Genomic DNA, 21,216 nt, shown 5'->3' with positions numbered 1-21,216 from the left:
GCCTTCGCACCGTCTCACGTTGTCGCACCCTCAGCCCGGCTCTACTGCGGCGACCTGCGGCTAGTAGCGCCGTCAAGGTCGCATCCCGTGCAGTGTACCTGCGAGGGGAAGCAGCGCGAGCGCCTTGCGATAATGGTCGCGTTCAGCGGAGCAAGCCCCCGCCGCCGCCGCGGCTTCACGAGCTACTCATCGTTGCCGGCGTCCACCGCCGGGGCGGCGGCGACGCGATGTTGTTACGCATGAGTTCCAGGCGCGGACGCGGCTTCTCGGTGTTGCCGGTCGGCGGCTTGCGGCTGCCGGCTTTGAACTGCTCGATCCAGTCGCTGCCCGGCCCGCTGTAGTCCTGGTCGGCCGCCGCATGCAGGGTCCAGTGCGGGTCGTAGAGATGGGTGCGCCCAATGGCCACCAAGTCGGCGCGCCCGGCGAGCAGCACCGAGTTGGCGTCGTCGTATGACGAAATCGCTCCCACCGCGACAACACCGGTCCGGTACGCGGAACCTACTTCGTTCCGGATGCGGTCGGCAAAAGGTGTCTGGTAGCTCCGCCCGTATGCAGGTGCTTCGTCCTTAACCACTTGGCCAGTCGAGACGTTGATAATGTCCGCGCCATGTTCGGCAAAAGCACGTGCCACCTCTACGGCGTCGTCTATCCCGATTCCTCCGGGTGCCCAATCGGTCGCTGAAATCCGCACCGACATGGGGCGTTCCGATGGCCAGACATCGCGGACAGCGTCGAAAACGCGCAGCGGGAAGCGTAGTCGGTTGTCCAAGCATCCACCGTACTCGTCAGTGCGAATGTTCGAGAGCGGGGAAAGGAATGACGAAAGCAGATAGCCGTGGGCACAATGCAATTCCAGTAGATCGAAGCCCGCGCGAGCGGCCGCAGCGGCAGCATCTACGAATTGTTCTGCAATTTGGTCGAGATCGGCGCGGGTAACTTCCCGAGGCGTTTGGTTGTCGGGTCCGTACTTCAACGGCGAGGGTGCGATGATCCGCCAGTTTCCTGCCGACAGGGGCTCATCGATACCCTCCCACATCACTCTTGTGGATCCCTTACGGCCGGAATGACCTAGTTGCACACCGATTTTCGCGTCACTCTGCGCATGAACGAAGTCGACGATTCGCCGCCACGACCTCTCCTGCTCTGCTGTATAGAGACCGGCGCATCCCGGTGTGATCCGCCCGATCGGAGACACGCACACCATCTCGGTCATTACCAGCGCCGCTCCTCCGAGCGCCTTGCTGCCCAGATGGACGAGGTGAAAGTCACCCGGAACACCGTTAGCCGAACAATACATATCCATTGAGGAGACCAGCACCCGATTTTTCAACCTCAGTCCGCGCACACTGTACGGCTGGAACATCGGCGGGCTGACGAATGCCGGCTCGTCGTGATGGTGCTGGCGCACTTGTTCTTCGGCGTACCAGACCTCCGTGTGTTCGGTGAATCGAGGGTCTCTTGTTCGCAGGTTCTCGTGGGTGATGCGACGACTCCGTGTCAGGATATTGAAAGCAAACTGACGCGGATCCTGGTGAACGTACTGCGCAATGTTTTCGAACCACTCCAGGCTGGCTTGAGCCGCGCGTTGGGTGGATTCGACGACTGGCCTGCGCTCCGACTCATAGGATTGCAGGACGTCTTCGAGCTCCGGATGTTCGTGCAGGCAGGCGGCCAGCGTCAACGCATCTTCCATGGCCAGTTTCGTACCCGACCCGATGGAGAAGTGGGCGGTGTGGGCGGCGTCGCCCAGCAGTACGAGATTGCCGTGCCGCCAAACGCGATTGCGCACGGTCGTGAAGTTAGACCAGCGGGAGTTGTTGAGTAGTACGCGGTGATCTCCGATGACGTCCCCGAGCACACCGCCGAGCATCGAAATCGAACGTTCGTCGCTCTCGCCTGGCGCGAGTGGGTGATCGGGCGACTGGTCGAATCCGCCACGGCGCCAGACTTCGTCACGCATCTCGACGATGACGGTGCTCCCGTCCGGCCCATAGGGATAGGCGTGCACCTGCATTACCCCGCAGGATTCTTCACGAATGACGAAGGTGAAGGCCTCGAACACCCTGTCGGTACCCAGCCAGATGTACTTGTTCTTGCCGTTTTCCAGCGTCGTCCCGAACTCGTCGGAATAGCGGTTCCGTGTCGCGGAATTGACACCATCGGCTGCGACCACCAAATCGGCTGTGGCCATGAGTTCTTCGACAGGCGGAGCCTCCCGGTTGAAGTGCACCTGCACGCCAAGTTCATGGCAGCGCGCCTGCAAGATGCACAACAGTCGCTTGCGGCTCATGGCCGCGAATCCGTGACCACCGGAGGTGTGGGCGGTACCCCGTAGATGAATATCGATGTCTTCCCATCGGGCGAATTCACGCTCCATCTGCCGATAAACCGCGGTGTCGGCCAGTGCGATACCGTCGAGCGTCTCATCGCTGAACACTACTCCGAAGCCGAAAGTGTCGTCGGCAGCGTTGCGCTCCCAGACCGTCACCTGGTGATGCGGATTCAGTTGTTTGACCAAGGCGGCAAAGTACAGGCCACCGGGTCCCCCGCCGATTATCGCGATTTGCACAGTTTCATCTCCGTTGAAGTCGAGCATTATCCGTTGCAGTAGACGAGGTTTGACGCCGATCGCATCAATCGGGATAACTCATCAACCGGCCTCGTCCTTCCCGCGTAACTGCGATCGTTTGACCTTGCCCGTCGCGGTTCGGGGCAGCGAATCGGTGAACTCGACGCTGCGGGGATATTTGTAGGGCGCTAGCAGTTGCTTGACGTGAGACTGTAACCGCTGCACCGTGTCAGCGTCTCCGTCGATTCCAGCCTGCAACACCACTGTGGCGTGAACCACCATTCCCCGATCGCGGTCCGGTTTTCCGGTAACCGCGCACTCGACTACGTCGGGATGGCTCTCCATCGCCTGTTCAATTTCGACACCGGAGATGTTGTAGCCGGACGACACGATCATGTCGTCGCTGCGACCCTGATACCAGAAGTAGCCGTCTTGGTCACGAAGGTAAATGTCGCCGGTGATATTCCAGCCGTGCTGCACGTAGTCACGCTGTCGCGCGTCCGCAAGGTACCGACATCCCGTTGGCCCGATCACGGCAAGACGGCCGGGGATCCCGTTGCCCACCGGACACCCCTGGCTGTCGACGATCTCGGCGCGATAGCCAGGCACCACCCGACCGGTCGAACCCGGCTTGACGCTGCCCGGAGTCGCCGAGATGAATACGTGCATCATCTCGGTCGAACCGAGTCCATCGAAGATCGGGAGACCGGATTGCTCGAAAAACTTGTGCCACACCCATTCCGGTAGATGCTCGCCCGCTGACATACAGCGCCGCACACCAGCTAGGGCCGACGCCTTGCCTTCTCGAATCAGTGTTCGGTACGCAGTGGGCGCTGTGAATAGGATCGTCGCTCCGAGTTTGGCTACTGCGCAGACGATGGCATCAGTCGTCGGTTTCTCCAGCAGTACGGTAGCTGCTCCAATTCGCAGCGGGATGACCAGCAACGCCCCCAGCCCGTAAGTGAAGGCAAGCGACGGAGTTCCGGTGAAGACGTCTTCGGGGGTTGCGCCTACCACGCCGGCACCAAAGGTGTCCGCAACGGCGAGCACGTCACGGTGAAACTGCATGGTGGCTTTGGCTGCGCCGGTGGTACCGGATGTGGGCGCCAGCAACGCGACGTCGTCGGCAGCCGTATCGACGTTGGCAAATGCGCCAGATTTCCTAGCCGCCAACATGATCAGGTCGTCGGCAAGTCGGCTACCATACTGGACAGCCACAACCGATCCCGTGCCGTCCAATGCGGCCACCATTTCCCGGCTATAGCGGTGGTCGGATATCGCGATCGTGGGCGCGGTGACGTCGATCAGTTGACGTAGTTCACCGCTGCGCAGCAGCGGTGTTGTCGTGACGACCACCGCACCGGCTTTCAGGACCGCGAACCAACAAGCCACTAGCCACGGATTGTTGGGCCCTCGCAGCATCACTCGCTGACCCGGAACCAACCCCAGGTCTTCGCAGAGTACCTGCGCGATTTGGTTGGCACGCCGTAAAACTTCTGCGTAGGACCAGGTTTCGTCCGCGGTGATTACGCATGGCCGCGCACCGCCCAGGGTTTCGACCACTTCGTCGAGCAAGGCAACTGCGCAGTTTAGCCGTTCTGGATAGCGCAGTGCCGGCAACGTGAACTCGAACGCCGGCCACTGGTCCATCGGCGGTAGGCGGTCGCGACAGAACGTATCGACGTGCGCCGTGGATGACATGAACATAGTCGACCTTTCGCGGCCAGATGTTGCCGAAAGTATATGTCTGTTCTCTTATGATCGTCAATTTTTCGGGATATTAGCTCGGCGGCGAAAGGCGCCTTTCAGTGCCGCCGCTATGCTGACGGCGGATGGAGGCACCAGTGGCACACGACGATCGTGCGGTTTCAGTCGATCCGACATCGGCATACGAGTCGCAGCCACGCGAATTGATCCTGACTCTGTTCGGGCTCTACGCACGCACCGAGCACAACTGGTTGTCAGTGGCTGCTGTCGTTGATCTCATGAGTGACCTCGGTGCGGCCGGACCCTTGGTGCGCAAGTCGATTTCGCGTCTCAAGCAACGCGACCTACTTAACAGCGATCGCAGCGGCGGGGTTGCGGGCTACTCGTTGTCGCCCCAGGCACTGCAGGTGCTGACCGAAGGCGATGTGCGCATCTTCGATCGTTCTCGAGCCACGGTTGACGACGGCTGGTTGATCGTGTCGTTTTCCATCCCGGAATCCGAACGGGAAAAACGGCATTCGCTTCGAACCACATTGACCCACCTCGGTTTCGGGATGGTGGCACAAGGTGTGTGGATCGCACCGGGCAGGCTGGGTGAAGAGACGCGTAACGCCCTTTCGCGCAAGAACCTTACGCAATACGTCGACATGTTTGTCGGCAACTACTTCGCCTTCGGCAACCTACGCGCAAAAGTGCGCCAGTGGTGGGACCTCGACCGCTTGTCAGCGCTGTACGAGGAGTTCATTGGTCGCTATCGGCAAGTCGCTCGCACGTTTGCGACCCACCCGAGCGACGCCCGCGAAGCCTTCCGAATTTACATCCCAATGCTCACCGAGTGGCGTCGACTTCCCTATCTGGATCCAGGCCTTCCGCTGACGCTGTTGCCGGCCGGATGGAGCGGCGTGACGGCCGACGAATTATTCGCTGAACTCAACAAGCTGTTGAGTGCGCCGGCGCACGAGTACGTCAGCAGCGTCATCCATCGCTGACATTTTGGCCGTCGCGCGGTAGGCATGCGACCCCCTGCAATTCGACGAGCGCCTCGATATCCCATAGTCGCGCTACTTCGATTCCAGCCATCGCAGGATAGGTAGGACCAGCCAAGCGCCGCCACACCTGCCCGACTTGTTTGGCATGGGCTTTGTAGTCCTCCATGTCGAGGACGTAGACGGTCACGGTGACCAGGTGCTCGGGGCCCCCGCCGGCCGCGTGCAGCGCTGTCAACAGATTGCTCAGCGCACGCTCGAACTGCTGGACGATCCCGATTCCGGTGATCACTCCGTGAGCGTCGAGTGCAGTCTGACCGGCCAGGTAGACGTGGGTTCCGTCGGCACGCACCGCATGCGTGAAGCCGGACGGCGTGGCGAGTTCGGCGGGGTTGATAAATGCAGCAGTCACGATTGGATGGCTCCTCCGTCGACGTTGATGCCTTGTCCATTGACCCCGGCGTTCACGATGCAGAACCGCACTGCCTCCGCAACCTCGGCGGGGTCGATCAAGCGTCCGATCGGCTGGCGGCGGGCGAGCAACGCCCGGGCCTCCTCGGGCGATCGTCCGGTTCGAGCACTGACCGAGGCCACCGTGTCGTCGGTCATGGGAGTGTCTACGTAGCCCGGACACACCGCGTTGACCGTGATGTGCTTGCGCGCGTATTCGACCGCCGCGGCTCGAACCAAACCCAATACCCCGTGCTTGCTGGCCGTATAGGCGCTGACCTGACTTTCGCCGCGCTTGGCGACGACCGAGGCCACTATGACGATCCGTCCCCAACCGGCCTGCACCATGGCAGGCAGCGCCCTGCGGACGCACCGGAATGGGGCCGTCAGATTCAGGTCCAGCGCACGCTGCCATTGATCGTCGCTGGTACTGGTCAACGGGCACCCGAAGCCCGCCCCCGCGCTAATCACCAATACCTCGACCGGGCTCCAATGCCGCTCGATCGTCGCAAACAGCGATTCGACATCCGTGCCGGACGTTACGTCGCAGACGGTTCCCATCGTGCGACTGCCATGGGCTGAGGCCAGCGCGAGCGCCGCAGCGTCGACGCCCTCGCGCGATCGTGCTGCCAGCGCGACGTCGTGCCCATCGGCGGCCATCCGATCGGCGATGGCGAAGCCGATTCCCCTGCTCGCACCGACAACCAGGCAGATCCGTGACCGCTTCACCGGAACGCCGAGATCCGGGTGAGCTGCCGACCGAGGGCCAACATGTGCATCTCCTCGGTTCCTTCGTACGTGACGACCGACTCCAGGTTTGCCATGTGGCGCATCACGGCATAGTCGAGCGTGACACCGGCCGCGCCCAGCATTCCCCTGGCAGTCCGGGCGACGTCGAGCGCGGCACGCACGTTCGCCAATTTGCCGAAGCTGATTTGGGTGGGATGAACGCCGCCGTTGTCCTTCAGCCGCCCTATCTGCAAAGCCACCAGGGCGGCGGAGTTGACCGCGATGAGCAGGTCGGCCAACTTGCGCTGGGTTAGCTGGAATGACGCGAGCGGGCGGCCGAACTGGCTGCGCAGGGTCGTAAAAGTTAGCGCTTCGTCATAGCAAGCCCGCGCGGCACCGACCGCTCCCCAGAGGATCCCGTAGCGCGCCTCGTTGAGGCAGCTCAGCGGCCCCCGCAGACCTGCTGCCCCCGGTAACATCGCATCAGCTGGCAGACGTACGTCGTCGAGAAACAACTCCGAAGTGACCGAGGCGCGCAGCGAGAGTTTGTCCCGCACAGCCCGTGTCGTGAACCCTGGCACCGTCGTCGGCACCACGAAGCCGCGAATGCCCTGCTCCGTCGCCGCCCATACCACCGCGATGTCGGCGATTTCACCGTTGGTGATCCACATCTTCGAACCGTTCACTACCCAATCGGTACCCAGTCGCCTGGCCGAAGTCCGCATCGATCCGGGGTCGCTGCCGGCGTCTGCCTCGGTCAATCCGAAGCAGCCGATCACATCTCCACGCGCCATGCGCGGCAGCCATTCCTCCTTGTGTTCCTCCGATCCCCAGCGGTGGATGGCGAACATCGCCAGCGAGCCTTGCACCGAGACGAAGCTGCGCAGACCCGAATCGACGGCCTCCAATTCGCGGCACGCGACGCCGTAAGCGACGGCGCTGGTACCCGAGCAGCCGAAGCCACGCAAGTGCATCCCGAGCAACCCGAGCCGACCCAACCCGGGCGCGATCGAGCGATCGAAGGTGCCGCGGGCATACCAGTCGCGGACGTGCGGCGCTAATTCCTTGGCGGCGTACCGGCGCACGGCTTGTCCGATGGCTCGTTCATCCTCGCTGAGCTGGTTGTCGACGGCGAGAAAGTCCAGCGGGTCCGGCCCGGAGCGGGTGTTGGGACGGCTCCGAGGCTCCATGGCTGCACCGACGTCCATTCGGCTCACCGCCCCAGCCAGATGGGGGCACGCTTTTCGTTATAAGCAGCGTGAAATTCAGCATGATCATGCGTCGTCATCAACAGCGCCTGCGCCATCGCATCGAACTCGATCGCGGTGCCGAAAGACGCGTCCAACTCACGGGCCACCAGGGCTTTGGTCTGGCTGTACGCCAGGGTGGGTCCGGTAGCCAGCCGTTGGGCCAGTCCCGCGACCGCGGTATCGAGTTGCGCGTCCCCAACTAGCTCGCTGACCAGGCCATAGCGCTCAGCGGTTTCGGCGTCGATGGTGTCGCCGAGCATCAGAAGTTGCATGGCTCTACCAAGCCCGACCATCCGGGGCAGCAGATAGGCGGCGCCCATATCAGCACCGGACAGCCCGACTCGCGTGAACAAGAACGCGAACCGGCCCGATTCTGAGACGACGCGGAAATCTGCACCTAGTGCGATCACCGCACCCGCTCCCGCTGCAATGCCATGAATTGCCGCAATGATCGGTACGGCACAGTCGCGCATCGCGGCGATCACCTCACCGGTCAATTTGGTGAATGCGATCAACTGGTCGACTTCCATTTTGATCAGCTCGCCGATGATCTCGTTGACATCTCCGCCCGCACAAAATGCGCGGCCGCATCCTTTGATCACCAAGACCCGAGTGTCGTTGCGGTGCGGCAGCTCTCGTAGCAGGTCCCGCAAATCGGCGTAGGTGTCGAAAGTCAGCGCATTGAGCTTCTCGGGGCGATTCAACGTCACGGTCGCCACCCCGTTTGCAACCGAGAAGTCGAAGTGCTTCCACACCTCGTTGCGCGTTGCCGCAACACGAAACTGGTTCATAATCAACGAATCTCCCGACTTAGTTGGTGAGTGAGGTAGCGACTGATGATGGTGCGCTGAATCTCCGACGCGCCCTCATAGATTCGAGGCGCGCGCACGTCCCGGTACAGATGCTCAAGACGGTGTCCGGATTGCAGTGCTCGGGCCCCCAACAGCTGCACAGCGGCATCGACGACGAATTGCGCGGCCTCGGTTGCCTCCAACTTGGCAATCGCCGCGCGATAGGTCACCTCAGCGCGGTCCACACCGGCGTCGTAGGCCGAAGCCGCCGAATACACCAGTAGTCGGCTGGATTCGATCCGCGACGCCATATCAGCAAGCTTGTGGGCGACCGCTTGCAAGTCGGCCAGAACTCCGCCGAACGCGGACCGGGTCGTGGTGTGGTCGACAGCTATGTCGAGCGCCGCCTGCGCCATGCCCACGGCGAAAGCGCCGACGCTCGGACGAAACAGGTCGAGTGTCCGCATGGCGACCCGGAACCCGTCGTCCACCTCGCCGATGACGTCCTGGGCGCCGACGCGAACACCGTCGAACGTGAGCCGTCCCAGCGGGTGCGGGGACAGCATGTCAAGACGCTCACCTGTCAGTCCGGGACTGTCGCCGGCAACGACGAAGGCAGTAATGCCAGAGGCACGCCGCCCTGGCACGGTGCGAGCGAAGACGGTATAGACGTCGGCGTCGGGAGCGTTGGAAATCCATGTCTTCTCGCCGTGTAATCGCCATCCCGACCCGTCACTCTGCGCCGCCAAGGCAAGCGATGCGGCGTCGGAACCGGCGCCCGGTTCGTTCAGCGCGAAAGCGGCCACCGCAGTCCCGTCTAGCACGCGGGATCGCCAGTTGCGCAACGCCGTTGGACTTCCCCACTGTAGAAACGGGAAACTCCCAAGACCCTGAAGTGCCACCGCGGTCTCGATCTCCGTCGACACCGAGGCGAGGGCCTCACGCATCAAACAGACATCGAATGCTTGCACCTTCGACGGCCCGCTGGTGAGAAACAGCTGCGCCAGGAAGCCTTTCTCGGCAACGGCGCGCAGTAATTCGCGGTTGATCCTTCCGCTGCGCCCCGCCGCGACGACGGGCAGTAACTCCACGGCGACCCGGCGCGTTTCGCGCATGAAGTCTTGTTGTTCGAGCGACAGAGCAAATGGCGGCATAAGCCCTCTCCCGAGGTCTCGGCGTTATATGTCGTTTTTATCATTCTCGTCATTATCCCGCCATATCAGAATGGGGCCCACGCCCGGCGGGCTTGGCGCCGCCGAGCAGCTGAGTCTCGGCGGACTTGCTGTCGACCCCGCGCAGTAGGTTCCGCGCGGCCCCCATCGCGGCACCGTCCAGACCGAACACACCGACCGGTTTTCCCTTCAGGTGGTAGATGGCAACAAGCGACCGATCCTCGACACGCCCAGCGATTTCTACGCAGTCATAACTGCGGGTTTGCCCGATGCACCATAGGTCCAGACCAAATTGTCGGGACCAGACGAAGGGAAGTGACGAGTCCGCGGAGCTTCCGCCCGCCATGTTGCGCGCGGCAATCACCCCCTGCTGCTGCGCGTTGGATTCGTGCTCGCACCGTACGTACTGATTCAGCAACGGCTCGTATCTGGCGGCGACATCGCCTGCCGCATATACGTCCGGATCCGAAGTTCGACAGCCACTGTCGACGACGATGCCGCCATCCGACAGCTCGATACCAGCCCCGGCGAGCCACGACGTGTCGGCATAGGTACCAACACCTACCACCACGGTGTCGCAGGGCAACACGGCGCCGGAGTTCAACACCACTGTCTCAGCCCGTCTTTCACCGCAAATCCGAACCGGATGAGTCCCGAGGTACACCCCGACACCGGCGCGCCGCTGGTATGCGGTGAGGAGTCGGCCCACCTCGGGTCCGAGGGCCCGCTCCATCAGCGTCGTACCAGGTTCGACCACGCACACCTGTGCCCCACGTGCTACCGCGGTGGACGCGACCTCGCAACCGATGAACCCACCTCCGATGATGACGACGGTTCGGCCCGGACCAATCTGCCGGCTCAGCGCCAGCGCGTCGGTCAGGTTACGCAGAGTGTGAACACCAGGCAGGGAAATCCCGGGGAGGTCCAGTCGGGCGGGAACGACGCCAGTAGCGAGAAGTACCTTGCCATAAAGTATTTGGCGTCCGGACGCTAGCGTTATCACACGTTTGCACGGATCCAACTCTGTGGCCGGGTCGCCAAGCATAACTTCGACCTGTTTGTCTCGGAAGAACTCTGGGGTCTTGAGCAACACCGACGAGGGTCCGGCTTCGCCGGCCAGCACCACTTTCGACAGTGGTGGCCTGGAGTAGGGAAGGTAATGCTCAGCGCTGACGAGCCTCACCCGGCCGCGGCGGCGCTTCACCAGCGTCTCGACGGCGGTCACCGCGGACAGCCCACCCCCGACCACCAGATAGTCTGTCGCGCAATCTGTCATGTACTCACCCGATTGCTCTTGCTGGCGATCGAGAATCATTCGCTCTCGTTGATGACGAGGAAAATCTGGCCACCATCGCGGACAACCTCGTATCCCTTGACCGGGTCGACACACGGCAGGGCAGTGGCTTTCCCGCTGCGGAGATCGAATTTTCCTTCGTGGAGCGGGCATTCGATCTCGAGCGTGCTCGCATGCAGGTACCCCGAGTCTAGCCACGCTTCGGCGTGGCTACAGATATTCCCTATGGCATAAACCTGATCCCCCACGCGAACGACCATCACTTCTTCCCCCGCGACATCGAGCCCGATCGGCTCCCGGTCGGCCAGATCGGCATAGTCGCAAACCTTGACCAGGTCGTCACGCCGGATATCTTCCATAGTCACGTTCTTCTCGTATCCCAATCGTTTGGCGGGTCAACAGTTTCTAGTCGGCGTGGGCAGGCGAGGTGAATGCAAACGCACCCATTCCGGTCACCCACGGTCTGATCGGTTCGTAGTAAAGGATTTCGCCACCCGGGTCACCCACAGCAGCGGCCGCGACAAGCCAATTGCGTATCTCAAGTCCCCCGTTTCCCGCATGCTCGACAATATGGTCGTTGGACCAGGACGCGGCGTAGCCAGCATCGCCGGCCGACATCAGTGCCAGAAATTCTCGATCGAAATCCAGGTTGATCCGGCCCATTTGAGAGCTGCCGGGCCAATGGGACAAGCCACCGCACCCGACAATGATCACTCGCTGGTCTCGCGAGGCGGCATATCGAGCGAGGACCCGCCCGAGTTGGTAACAGCGGGTCGGCGCGGCGCGGGAGTAGGACGACTGTGTTCCGACGATCAGCGGAACCACCGCCACGTCAAGCTCAGGAAGCATCATCAGGGCGGGAATCGCTATACCGTGATCCGCGCGAAAGTTGCCAATCGATGCGATGTCGAAGCCTTCGCCACCCGCGTAGCGAATAAATTCTCCTGCGAAATCGCGGTTGGACGGGACTTCGCGCCTAGGGATGTGCATTTCGCCATAAGTCCAGAACGAGTCGGTTACCGCGATCGCGAATGGTGGCTGCGGCCCGCTCGGGGGCAGTGTCGGTCCGTGTTCTGACGACACCAGGATCACAAGGTCGGGTTTCAGTGCTCGTATGCTCCGCCGGAGTTGTGCGAATCCCTCGAGCACAACGTGCGCTTGGGAGTTCACGCCACGACTCGGGCCCAGCACGTGAGACGTCGCAAACGCCCCCACCACGCTACCCACCGGTGGTACCCGTCTCTGTTGGCTCCCAGCCAAAGTATTCGCCTGCACTCCAGTCATTTTCGAAATCCGGATTACATATGAAAGATCCCCACATCGCCAACAGGGGCGCCACGCCGCGTTGGGCGAATGTGTCTGGTGTTGGCCGCCCAGTAAGCGTTGCAATCTCCTCCTCCGAAAGGCGGTAACGGCCGATGAACGACTGGTCGCCGGCGCGGATTGCGTTCCAGGCCTCCGGAGTGGACAGCCCGTCCTCGATCATGCGACTGAGTTCGGCCGGACTCATCATCCGCAATCCTTGCTCAGCAGAAAGTCTTTCGCCACCCGCGCAAACTCGACTGGATGCTCGATCATCGCCCAATGTCCGCACCGGGGTATCGCGTATAGACGGGAGTTGTCGATCAGTTGATGTAGTCGCACGGACTCGAGTAGTGGTACCACCGCATCCTCGCGGCCGGATACCACCAGCGTGGGAACCGTCACTGCCGCGATGTCGTCTTCTTCGTAGTGCAGCCCACCTTGCTCGCGTACCCATGCCATCGTGCGCCGGTAAGCGTTCATCACTGCGGGGTCACAGGTCAGCCGGTACCGGTAGTCGACGAGATCAGCCGGCGGCAGAAACGATTCGTGCGTCAGGGCGCCAACGATGCGCGCCATCGCACTACGTTGTGGTTCTTTGTAATTCAGGATGGTCTGTAGCTGCGGTGAAAAGCTACGGTTTAGCCCGGCGCTGCCCATTAAGACCAGCTTTTCCACCCGTGACGGCCGTTTCATCGCCAACCCTAGCGCGGTGGCTCCGCCCATCGAGTTGCCGATCAGTGACACCTGATCCAGAGCTAGCTCGTCGAGTAGCGAATCGAGCTGTGCGATGCGGGATTGCTGTGAGTACTCGAACTGCTCGTCGTCATCCGGGACGTGACTTCCGCCGAAACCGACCATGTCGTAGGCGATAGTTCGGAAATGCTCAGCGAAGGCCGGGATCAATGGCGCCCAGTTTCCCCAGGCGTCGGCGCCGGCTCCGCCACCGTGGATAAGCACCAGGGGCGCGCCAGTGCCCGATTCCCAGTAGCGAGTCACAACCGAGTTCGCGCGGACGATGTGCTGTGTTACATCTGGGGTCATAGGGCGTTCCTGGGTCTGGTGATGCGCCGGATAGGAATAGGTGTCACTCGGTGACACGCCGGAATGCGGCCATTTGCAGAGCGGTTCTTCCTGGTCTGGCCGCCAACTATGCGCGCCGCATCAACCCGGCCACATCCGCAGAATTACCGAACCTGCTACCGATCTTTCGCCGCGGGCCCGCGATCTTTATCGCCCCGTGCCCGCCATAGTCCCGCGAGCAGACGCAAAGGCCCCTAAATGGGTACCTTTGCGTCTGCTCGGCGAAGTGGTCAGCAGGCTTCGATGCGCGCCGGCACATGCTTGTGCCAGGGCGTGCCGGCGTAGGGGTCACGCCAATTGGTCGACGTCAAGGCATTGGGCGCGACTCCGGGTACCACGGTGCGGCCGTCCTCCGCGACGTAGTCGAGCCCAAAACCGTTGGGTAGCGAGGCATGTCCGGCAAGCATGGTCTCGGTGATCTCGACGGTCGCTTCCGCGCTGCCAGCCGCGGTGGTGATCCGTGCGCGGCCACCGTCCACCAGACCCAGTGATTGCGCGTCTTCCACGCTGACGCGCAGCGCCCCGTCGCTGTCGCGCTTGCGCCAGGATGGGTCGCGGAAGATGTCGTTGGCGGTGTAGGCGCGCCGTTCCCCGACCGACAGCACGATCGGCAGGTCATCAGATGTCAGCGGCTGCGGCGGTTCCGCCAATGCGGTTATCTCAGCAATCATTTCGGGAATATTCAGGGCGATCTTGTGGTCGCTGTGACCGATCAGCGCAAAGTCGTCCTGATATTCATGCACGGTGAACGTCACTCCCGACGGATTGCCGATGATCGCGTCGAAGAGCGCGTTGCCGTCGGTGTGGCCGGCACGCCGCACCGCGTCTGGGTAGGTCATCGCGGTCTTCTGGGCCTGGCCCCACAGCGCGGCCGCCCCGGCCAGCCCGTCCGGCAACGTCGGGCCCAGCGTCTCATAGAGTACGTACGGCAGCACTCGGGCCAGCGTCGGGTTGCCGGCCACAGCGGCGAAGAATGCTTCGGCGTAGGCGTGCCGCCCCTGCGCGGCGGCCTCGTGCAGCGGCCGTAAGTCGTCGTCCGAAACAACACCCAAGGCGCGGACCAACCGTGACCAGATCTCCGGCTCGGGCAGTGTTCCGGGCAGCGGAGCCAGCACTGGGTGGCGCAATTGCATTGTATTGTGCGGGAATTCGAGATTGAAGAAGGTCGCTTCGGGCTTTTCGAACTGCGAGGCGGCCGGTAGCACATAGTGGGCAAGACGGGCGGTTTCGGTCATCGCGACATCGATGACCACCAGCAGCTCCAGCGATTCGAACGCCTTACGGCACGCGGCCGAATCGGCCAGCGAGTGGGCTGGATTGCTGCTCTCGACGATCATCGCACGAAACCGGTCCGGGTGGTCGGTGAGGATCTCCTCGGGCACCGCATTGCTGGGCACCAGTCCGGCAATGATGGGTGCGCCGGTGACCGGGGTGCGACCAGAGACCGTGCTGAATAGCGGTGCGAACGACGAATGCAAATGCTGGGCACCCTTTTTCGCGAAGTTCCCAGTGAGGATCCACAGCAGTTTGTTCAGATAGGAGCACACCGTGCTGTTGGGTGCCTGCTGCACACCGAGATCCTCGAACACCGAGACGCTACCTGCCGCCGCGATGCGCCTCGCCGCTGAGCGCAACAGTTCCTCGTCGACACCGCACCGCTGCGCGTACACAGTGACCCCCGCCTGCTTCAGCACGTCGCGCACTACTTCCGAGTCGTGCACATGCTGGGCGAGAAATGCCTCGTCACAAAGGTTTTCCTGCACCAGGATGGCGGCCAGCGCCGCCAGACACCAGGCGTCGGTGGCGGGTCGAACCCGCAGGTGGAAGTCGGCCATCTTTGCGGTGTCGGTGACGACGGGGTCGATCACGATCATGGAGCGGGCCGGGTCCTTGGCGATCTCGTTGAGCACCACCCGCGCCCGCGGGAAGCTCTGTGACATCCACGGATTCTTGCCGACGAACACCGACACCTCGGCGTGCTCGAACTCACCACGGGTGTGCCCGCCGTAGAGTTGCGCGTCGACCCATGCTTCGCCGGTCTTCTCCTGCGCCAACGCATTCGAGCGATATTTGGCGCCCAGCGCCTTGAGAAACGCTCCGCTATATGCTCCGCCCAGATGGTTACCCTGCCCGCCGCCGCCGTAGTAGAAGATCTTGTCACCGCCGTATACGTCGCGGAGGTGTTTGAACCCCTCGGCGATCTCGACAATCGCTGTGTCCCAGTCGATCTCCTCGTAGCTGCCGTCGCTGCGTCGACGCAGCGGTGTGGTCAGCCGGCCGCGGCCGTTCTGGTAGTGGTCAAGTCGCAGCGCCTTGTTGCAGGTGTAGCCGCGCGACGCTGGGTGCGCTTTGTCGCCGCGGATTCGGGCGAGTTTGCGCCCGTCGGTCTGCACGACGATGCCGCAGTTGCATTCGCACAGGATGCACGCTGTGGGCTGCCAGTCAGTCATCGCGCAGCTTCCTTTGTACCGCGTCGCGCAACTGTCTGTGCGCAACGTCGAGGGGAGTCAGGTCGCGGCGCACCCGGGCCAGCAGCAGCGCACCCTCGAGGGTCGATAGCGCGAGCAATCCTAGCTCGCGGGCCGGCTCGGGCCCAATGCCGTCCGCAATGAGCCGGTGGGCGATCAGGTCGACCCACCGGTCGAACACCGCCGCGGCGCGCTGCACCACCGGGGCCATCCGTTCGCGGTCCTCGGCTCGGTCCTTTTCAAAGCCCGCCTCCACCGACACGGCGGCGATCGGGCAACCGGCGCGGAAGTCGGTGTCCAGCAGCTGCTGGCGGTACTTGTCGATCAATGTGTCGAGCAGCGCGAGACTCCCGTCCGCCGCGTCGATGAGGGCGGCGACGTGGTCGCCGGCGTAGTCGACCGCCTCACAGAGCAGCTGGGTGCGCCCACCCGGGAAGTAGTGGTAGGCCGAGCCGCGCGGCGCCCCGCTGTGTTCCAGCACGTCGGAGATGGCGGTGGCGCGGGCGCCGCGCTCGCGGATCAACAATGCAGCGGAAACGACCATCCGTTCCCGGGGACTCGACATATGTATGATGTTATACATAATCGAGAGGCGTAGCCAAGCCGCGTCAAGATCGAATTTCTTAGACCGCCGCCCCGAAGCGCCTCCAAGCGCTGGGGCGGTCGGTCAGGTCCCGCTTGCCCCGCCGGCAGTTACAACTGCCAGTCGTTGGACCCGTCGTTCTTGGGTACGCCGACGGAGTTCTTCACGATGATCGGGTCACCGCTGCCGAAGTTGTCGAAGAACCACTTCGCGTTGGAGGGACTCAGGTTGATGCAGCCGTGGCTGACGTCACGCTTGCCCTGGTCGCCGACCGACCACGGAGCGCTGTGTACGAAGTTGCCGCTGTTGTCGAAGCGGACGGCGTCCGACACGGTCACCTTGTAGCCGTTGGCGGAGTTGACCGGAACTCCGTAGGTCGAAGAATCCATCACCACGGTCGGCATTTTCTCCAGCACGTAGTACGTACCGTTGGCGGTCTGGTGGCCGCCCGACGCCATGCCCATCGACATCGGGAACGTCTGCACCACGGTCCCGTTGCGGGTGATCGTCATCTGGTGCGTCGCGTCGTCCGCCGTGGCGATCAGCGAGTCACCGGTGCGGAAGCTCGACTTGGTGCCGGCCGCGTCGATGTTCACCGCGGTGTTGGGCGGCCAGAACGCCAGCGGGCGCCAACGTACCTGCGTCGGGGTCAGCCAGTAGAACTTGCCCGGCACCGGCGGAATCGACGAGATGTGGATGGCGCGCTCAGCCATTGCCTGGTCTGCGATCGGCACCTGGAAGTTGATGATGATCGGCTTTCCGACACCCACCATCGCACCGTTCACCGGGTTGAAGGTGGGCGGACGGAACGGCGGCTCACCGACGAACGGGGTGTTGTCCTGTCCGGCCGGCGCGGGTCCGTCGGCGACCGGAGCCGCAATCGGGGCACCCGGAGCGCCCGGGTCACCCGGCGGCGGGGCGAACGGGTCGGGCAGCGGCGGCAGCGCGAACGGCGCCGGTGCGGGCGGGTCGCCGGGCGCAACCACAGGGCCGGGATCGCCGGGTGCGTCGTCCGGGTCGGCGACGGCCGGGCCGGCGCCGAACACCAGAAGAGCAACCCCGCATGCGTTGAGAGCGGCGACGAGACTTCCCCTCGAAAGGCCCCTCATCCAGCGCGACATAATCTTCCCCTCCGGTCTCATACTCCGCCCCAGTGTGGCACAACGAAGTCAACGGATAGCCATTCGCGAAGCTCGGCGCGACCGTTACAGACCCCGCTTCACAGCGCTGAGCTGCGGCGTTAGCCGTCCTGTGAAATTGCCGTCGCGGGTTCGTCGGCAGGGGATTCGATCACCTGGCGAATCGCGGTCATCGCCAGCAATGCAATGGCCATCAAGCCCGCCGAGGCCGTGAGCATCATCGCCACGCTGCGCTCGTACAGCAGACCACCGACCAGCGACCCGGCCATGATGCCGACCTGGAACGCCGTCACATACAGCCCGGAGGCACCGTCGGGGTCGTCGGCGCCGGCGCGCATCGCCGCGGCCTGCAGCATCGGCGACACCGCGGTGGCCGTCGCGCCCCACAACACGATTGCACCGACCCCAATCGTCAGCGCCGTCAGCGCCGAGCGTTGCCACCCGTAAGCCAACATGCTGAGCAGGGCACATGCCGTGGTCAGCCCGGTCATGCAGATGATGATCGCGCCTTTGGGGCGGCGGTCCAGCGGCCGCGCCACCAGCCCCACCGCCAGCACTCCGGCGACACCGTATGCGGCCAGCACCCACGCCACGTTGGCTCCCCGCACGCCGACCACCTGTTTGATGATCTCGACGATGTAGGTGTAGGAGACGAAGTGTCCGGTTACGCCGACCATGGTGATCAGGCTGACGATGATCAGACCCCGATTGCGGTGGTGCGTCGACCGCGAGCCCACGTATTGCAGCTGGTCGTCGGTCAGCGTCATCTTGGGCAATACCAGCCGGGCCGCCACGGTGACGACGGCGGCCGCGACGGTGATGCAGACCGCGGCCAGCCGCCATCCCCACATCAGGCTCAGGGCAGCGGTCAGCGGGCTGCCGATTACCAGCGCCAAGCTCGTTCCGATGTAGATCGACATGGTGGCGCGGCCGGCATGACTGGCCGGCACCAGGCGGGTGGCGATCGGGGCGATCACCGACCACAGCAGGCCGTGCGTGATCGCACACAGCACCCGCCCGGCGGCCAGCACCGCGAAATTGGGCGCAAGCGCCGAGACCAGCTGTGAGACGGTCAGGCACACCAGGCTCAGTAGCAAGGCTCGTCGGCGCGGCCAGTGCGCGGTCCAGCGCACCAGCGGGACCGTCGTCAGCGCGGCGACAAAGGCATACCAGGACAGCAGCGTCCCTACCCACACCACCGTGACGTGCAGGTTCTTGGCCATCGCCGATAGGGCGCCGACCGGAAGCAGCTCGGCGGTGACGTAGATGAAGGCAGCGGACGCCAGCACCGTCAGTTGAACCGCGATCCGTGGCGTCCACGTTCGTGCGGCGGTTGCGGGTTCGGCAGTCATGGCAGTCATAGTGTGGGGCACGCAGTCGGCCGGGTGCTGCGATGGCTCACGGGCACGACTTTTGTCCAGCTCTCACGGTACGCAACGCGGCCCCGCATCAGCCGACATTGCGTTTCAACACGCCCGCACAGATCAAGAACGGACGAGACGCGCAATGGCTGCCGAGGCTTCGGCGAGCTTGCCGTCGGCGTCCGGGCCGCCTTCGGCCACGGCGCGGGTGACGCAGTGGTTCAGGTGTTCGTCGAGCAGGTTCAGCGCCACCGACCGCAGAGCGCTGTTCACGGCGCTGATCTGGGTGAGGACGTCGATGCAGTATTTGTCCTCGTCGATCATGCGCGCAATGCCGCGCACCTGGCCCTCGATGCGCCGCAACCGCTTGGCATAATTGTCCTTCTCCTGTGCGTACCCGTGCGGTGCTGTCATCGGCCTAGTGTATACCCCGCTGGGGTATGTCGCGCTGATGATGGCGGATTTTGGCGGGATCATGGCGCACCGCATACTTGCAGAATGCCCTCAAGATCTGATCAAGCCGACATCAAACCCCGCAGCCGCGACGTCACCGACGGTCTGGAGAAGACCGCCGCCCGCGGGATGCTGCGCGCCGTAGGCATGGTCGACGAGGACTTCGCGAAGCCGCAGATTGGGGTGGCATCGTCCTGGAACGAGATCACACCGTGCAACCTGTCCCTGGATCGGCTAGCTCAGGCTGTCAAAGAGGGTGTGTTCCAGGCTGGCGGGTACCCGCTGGAGTTCGGAACGATCTCGGTGTCCGACGGCATTTCGATGGGGCACGAGGGCATGCACTTCTCCCTGGTCTCGCGCGAGGTGATCGCCGACAGCGTCGAAACCGTCATGCAGGCCGAGCGCCTGGATGGCTCGGTGCTGCTGGCCGGCTGCGACAAGTCGCTGCCTGGAATGTTGATGGCCGCCGCCCGCCTCGACCTGGCCTCGGTGTTCCTCTACGCCGGCTCGATCCTGCCGGGGGTGGCCAAGCTGTCCGACGGCAGCGAGCGCGAAGTCACGATCATCGACGCCTTCGAGGCTGTCGGCGCCTGCTCGCGCGGATTGATGAGCCGCGAAGACGTCGACGCCATTGAACGCGCCATCTGTCCCGGCGAAGGCGCCTGTGGCGGCATGTACACCGCTAACACCATGGCCAGTGCGGCCGAGGCGCTGGGCATGTCGCTGCCCGGCAGTGCGGCGCCCCCCGCGACCGACCGACGTCGCGACGGGTTCGCCCGCCGCAGCGGCGCCGCCGTCGTCGAGTTGCTGCGGCGTGGCATCACCGCGCGCGACATCATGACTAGGGAGGCGTTCGAGAACGCGATCGCTGTGGTGATGGCGTTCGGCGGCTCAACCAACGCGGTGCTGCACCTGCTGGCCATCGCGCACGAGGCGGAGGTCCAGCTGTCGCTGGAGGACTTCAGCCGGATCGGTTCGAAGGTTCCGCATCTGGCGGACGTCAAGCCGTTCGGCCGGCACGTTATGTCTCATGTCGACCACATCGGCGGGGTGCCGGTGATCATGAAGGCGCTGCTGGACGCGGGCCTGCTGCACGGTGGCTGCCTGACGGTGACCGGCAAGACGGTCGCGCAGAACCTGGCCGATATCGCCCCGCCCGACCCGGACGGCAAGGTGCTGCGCGCGCTGAGCAATCCGATCCACCCCACCGGTGGCATCACCATCTTGCACGGATCGCTGGCCCCGGAAGGTGCTGTGGTCAAGTCGGCCGGCTTCGACTCCGACGTGTTCGAAGGCACCGCAAGGGTTTTCGATGGTGAACGGGCCGCCCTCGATGCGCTCGAGGACGGCACCATCACCAAGGGTGACGCGGTGGTGATCCGCTACGAAGGCCCCAAGGGCGGGCCCGGGATGCGCGAGATGCTCGCCATCACCGGCGCGATCAAGGGCGCCGGGCTGGGCAAGGACGTGCTGCTGTTGACCGACGGCCGGTTCTCCGGTGGCACCACCGGGTTGTGCGTCGGGCATATTGCGCCCGAGGCCGTCGATGCCGGGCCGATCGCGTTCCTGCGGGACGGCGACCGGATCCGCCTCGACGTGTCCGATAAGACGTTGGATGTATTGCTCGACGACGACGAATTCGCCTCGAGGCGGCAAGGTTTCACGCCCCCACCACCGCGCTACAAGACCGGCGTGCTCGCGAAGTACGTCAAGCTGGTTGGCTCAGCCGCGATTGGCGCTGTCTGCGGCTGATCGCCCGACCGCGATTGGGATTCGCCATCCGACCTCATTTTAGAATTGAATTCGTCTAGAGCGACTGCGACTGAACATCTTTCGAAATCCTGGATTTCCGTCCCAGCGTCAATTGTTGGCGCTAGCA

General features: G+C 63.5%; 19 protein-coding genes. 2 read left to right on the top strand and 17 right to left on the bottom strand.

All coding sequences use genetic code 11. The features are described 5' to 3' along the window. Positions 1–175 precede the first annotated feature (175 nt). Both H0P51_RS02485 and H0P51_RS02480 read right to left on the bottom strand, forming a co-directional pair. Positions 176–2,569, bottom strand: coding sequence for a bifunctional salicylyl-CoA 5-hydroxylase/oxidoreductase (locus H0P51_RS02485; protein WP_180916486.1), 2,394 nt, complete (start codon positions 2,567–2,569; stop codon positions 176–178). An 81-nt stretch (positions 2,570–2,650) separates the two neighbouring features. After that, positions 2,651–4,270, bottom strand: a complete 1,620-nt coding sequence (locus H0P51_RS02480) for an AMP-binding protein (protein ID WP_246398346.1) — start codon at positions 4,268–4,270, stop codon at positions 2,651–2,653. Positions 4,271–4,401: 131 nt separating this feature from the next. Between H0P51_RS02480 and H0P51_RS02475 the strand changes: the two genes are divergently transcribed. Further along, positions 4,402–5,265, top strand: coding sequence for a PaaX family transcriptional regulator (locus H0P51_RS02475; protein ID WP_180916484.1), 864 nt, complete (start codon positions 4,402–4,404; stop codon positions 5,263–5,265). Here H0P51_RS02475 and H0P51_RS02470 read toward each other — a convergent pair. From H0P51_RS02470 to ricR, 15 genes are all read right to left on the bottom strand, one after another. Further along, a complete protein-coding gene (locus H0P51_RS02470; RefSeq protein WP_180916483.1) occupies positions 5,252–5,674 on the bottom strand; it encodes a RidA family protein in 423 nt (140 codons plus the stop codon). The genes H0P51_RS02475 and H0P51_RS02470 overlap by 14 nt on opposite strands. After that, positions 5,671–6,441 (bottom strand): SDR family NAD(P)-dependent oxidoreductase, encoded by a 771-nt coding sequence (locus H0P51_RS02465; protein WP_180916482.1) that lies wholly within the window; start codon positions 6,439–6,441, stop codon positions 5,671–5,673. The genes H0P51_RS02470 and H0P51_RS02465 overlap by 4 nt, the downstream gene beginning before the upstream one ends. Next, complete coding sequence (locus H0P51_RS02460) at positions 6,438–7,631, bottom strand: acyl-CoA dehydrogenase family protein (protein WP_180916481.1); 1,194 nt, start codon at positions 7,629–7,631, stop codon at positions 6,438–6,440. The genes H0P51_RS02465 and H0P51_RS02460 overlap by 4 nt, the downstream gene beginning before the upstream one ends. A 23-nt stretch (positions 7,632–7,654) precedes the next feature. After that, positions 7,655–8,482, bottom strand: a complete 828-nt coding sequence (locus H0P51_RS02455) for an enoyl-CoA hydratase family protein (RefSeq protein ID WP_180916480.1) — start codon at positions 8,480–8,482, stop codon at positions 7,655–7,657. A gap of 2 nt (positions 8,483–8,484) precedes the next feature. Then, the gene (locus H0P51_RS02450; RefSeq protein WP_180916479.1) at positions 8,485–9,636 is read right to left on the bottom strand and encodes an acyl-CoA dehydrogenase family protein; all 1,152 of its coding nucleotides are present in this window, start codon (positions 9,634–9,636) and stop codon (positions 8,485–8,487) included. A gap of 52 nt (positions 9,637–9,688) precedes the next feature. Beyond that, the gene (locus H0P51_RS02445) at positions 9,689–10,969 is read right to left on the bottom strand and encodes an NAD(P)/FAD-dependent oxidoreductase (RefSeq protein ID WP_180916478.1); all 1,281 of its coding nucleotides are present in this window, start codon (positions 10,967–10,969) and stop codon (positions 9,689–9,691) included. Continuing rightward, on the bottom strand, positions 10,966–11,307 hold the full coding sequence (locus tag H0P51_RS02440) for a non-heme iron oxygenase ferredoxin subunit (RefSeq protein WP_246398683.1): 342 nt from the start codon (positions 11,305–11,307) through the stop codon (positions 10,966–10,968). The genes H0P51_RS02445 and H0P51_RS02440 overlap by 4 nt, the downstream gene beginning before the upstream one ends. 46 nt (positions 11,308–11,353) lie before the next feature. Then, positions 11,354–12,232, bottom strand: coding sequence for a DODA-type extradiol aromatic ring-opening family dioxygenase (locus H0P51_RS02435; RefSeq protein WP_246398343.1), 879 nt, complete (start codon positions 12,230–12,232; stop codon positions 11,354–11,356). After that, positions 12,168–12,461 (bottom strand): hypothetical protein, encoded by a 294-nt coding sequence (locus tag H0P51_RS02430; protein ID WP_180916475.1) that lies wholly within the window; start codon positions 12,459–12,461, stop codon positions 12,168–12,170. Before H0P51_RS02430 ends, H0P51_RS02435 begins: the two co-directional genes overlap by 65 nt. Beyond that, positions 12,458–13,294, bottom strand: a complete 837-nt coding sequence (locus H0P51_RS02425; protein ID WP_180916474.1) for an alpha/beta fold hydrolase — start codon at positions 13,292–13,294, stop codon at positions 12,458–12,460. The genes H0P51_RS02430 and H0P51_RS02425 overlap by 4 nt, the downstream gene beginning before the upstream one ends. 269 nt (positions 13,295–13,563) lie before the next feature. Further along, positions 13,564–15,783: a molybdopterin-dependent oxidoreductase gene (locus H0P51_RS02420; protein ID WP_180916473.1), complete on the bottom strand. Its 2,220-nt coding sequence runs from the start codon at positions 15,781–15,783 to the stop codon at positions 13,564–13,566. Further along, positions 15,776–16,366, bottom strand: coding sequence for a TetR/AcrR family transcriptional regulator (locus H0P51_RS02415; RefSeq protein WP_180916472.1), 591 nt, complete (start codon positions 16,364–16,366; stop codon positions 15,776–15,778). Before H0P51_RS02415 ends, H0P51_RS02420 begins: the two co-directional genes overlap by 8 nt. Before the next feature lie 128 nt (positions 16,367–16,494). Next, the gene (locus H0P51_RS02410) at positions 16,495–17,505 is read right to left on the bottom strand and encodes a L,D-transpeptidase (RefSeq protein WP_213016720.1); all 1,011 of its coding nucleotides are present in this window, start codon (positions 17,503–17,505) and stop codon (positions 16,495–16,497) included. Positions 17,506–17,624: 119 nt separating this feature from the next. Continuing rightward, positions 17,625–18,884, bottom strand: a complete 1,260-nt coding sequence (locus H0P51_RS02405) for an MFS transporter (protein ID WP_425488949.1) — start codon at positions 18,882–18,884, stop codon at positions 17,625–17,627. A gap of 123 nt (positions 18,885–19,007) precedes the next feature. Continuing rightward, complete coding sequence (gene ricR / locus H0P51_RS02400; protein ID WP_180916470.1) at positions 19,008–19,298, bottom strand: copper-sensing transcriptional repressor RicR; 291 nt, start codon at positions 19,296–19,298, stop codon at positions 19,008–19,010. Positions 19,299–19,382: 84 nt separating this feature from the next. Here ricR and ilvD point away from each other — a divergent pair, with 84 nt between their 5' ends. Continuing rightward, entirely contained in the window at positions 19,383–21,089 is a 1,707-nt protein-coding gene (ilvD, locus tag H0P51_RS02395; RefSeq protein ID WP_180916469.1) for a dihydroxy-acid dehydratase, read from the top strand. The last annotated feature ends 127 nt before the right edge of the window (positions 21,090–21,216 follow it).

Source organism: Mycobacterium vicinigordonae (assembly GCF_013466425.1).
Lineage (GTDB): Bacteria > Actinomycetota > Actinomycetes > Mycobacteriales > Mycobacteriaceae > Mycobacterium > Mycobacterium vicinigordonae.
This window is presented reverse-complemented; position numbering and strand designations above follow the sequence as displayed.

Coding starts and splice junctions, on each gene's coding strand:
- H0P51_RS02480 (WP_246398346.1), bottom strand. CDS start 4,270: ATGTCATCCACGGCGCACGTCGATACGTTCTGTCGCGACCGCCTACCG.
- H0P51_RS02475 (WP_180916484.1), top strand. CDS start 4,402: ATGGAGGCACCAGTGGCACACGACGATCGTGCGGTTTCAGTCGATCCG.
- H0P51_RS02460 (WP_180916481.1), bottom strand. CDS start 7,631: ATGGAGCCTCGGAGCCGTCCCAACACCCGCTCCGGGCCGGACCCGCTG.
- H0P51_RS02455 (WP_180916480.1), bottom strand. CDS start 8,482: ATGAACCAGTTTCGTGTTGCGGCAACGCGCAACGAGGTGTGGAAGCAC.
- H0P51_RS02450 (WP_180916479.1), bottom strand. CDS start 9,636: ATGCCGCCATTTGCTCTGTCGCTCGAACAACAAGACTTCATGCGCGAA.
- H0P51_RS02445 (WP_180916478.1), bottom strand. CDS start 10,969: ATGATTCTCGATCGCCAGCAAGAGCAATCGGGTGAGTACATGACAGAT.
- H0P51_RS02440 (WP_246398683.1), bottom strand. CDS start 11,307: ATGGAAGATATCCGGCGTGACGACCTGGTCAAGGTTTGCGACTATGCC.
- H0P51_RS02435 (WP_246398343.1), bottom strand. CDS start 12,232: ATGACTGGAGTGCAGGCGAATACTTTGGCTGGGAGCCAACAGAGACGG.
- H0P51_RS02430 (WP_180916475.1), bottom strand. CDS start 12,461: ATGATGAGTCCGGCCGAACTCAGTCGCATGATCGAGGACGGGCTGTCC.
- H0P51_RS02425 (WP_180916474.1), bottom strand. CDS start 13,294: ATGACCCCAGATGTAACACAGCACATCGTCCGCGCGAACTCGGTTGTG.
- H0P51_RS02420 (WP_180916473.1), bottom strand. CDS start 15,783: ATGACTGACTGGCAGCCCACAGCGTGCATCCTGTGCGAATGCAACTGC.
- H0P51_RS02415 (WP_180916472.1), bottom strand. CDS start 16,366: ATGTCGAGTCCCCGGGAACGGATGGTCGTTTCCGCTGCATTGTTGATC.
- H0P51_RS02410 (WP_213016720.1), bottom strand. CDS start 17,505: ATGTCGCGCTGGATGAGGGGCCTTTCGAGGGGAAGTCTCGTCGCCGCT.
- H0P51_RS02405 (WP_425488949.1), bottom strand. CDS start 18,884: ATGACTGCCATGACTGCCGAACCCGCAACCGCCGCACGAACGTGGACG.
- ricR (WP_180916470.1), bottom strand. CDS start 19,298: ATGACAGCACCGCACGGGTACGCACAGGAGAAGGACAATTATGCCAAG.
- ilvD (WP_180916469.1), top strand. CDS start 19,383: ATGCCCTCAAGATCTGATCAAGCCGACATCAAACCCCGCAGCCGCGAC.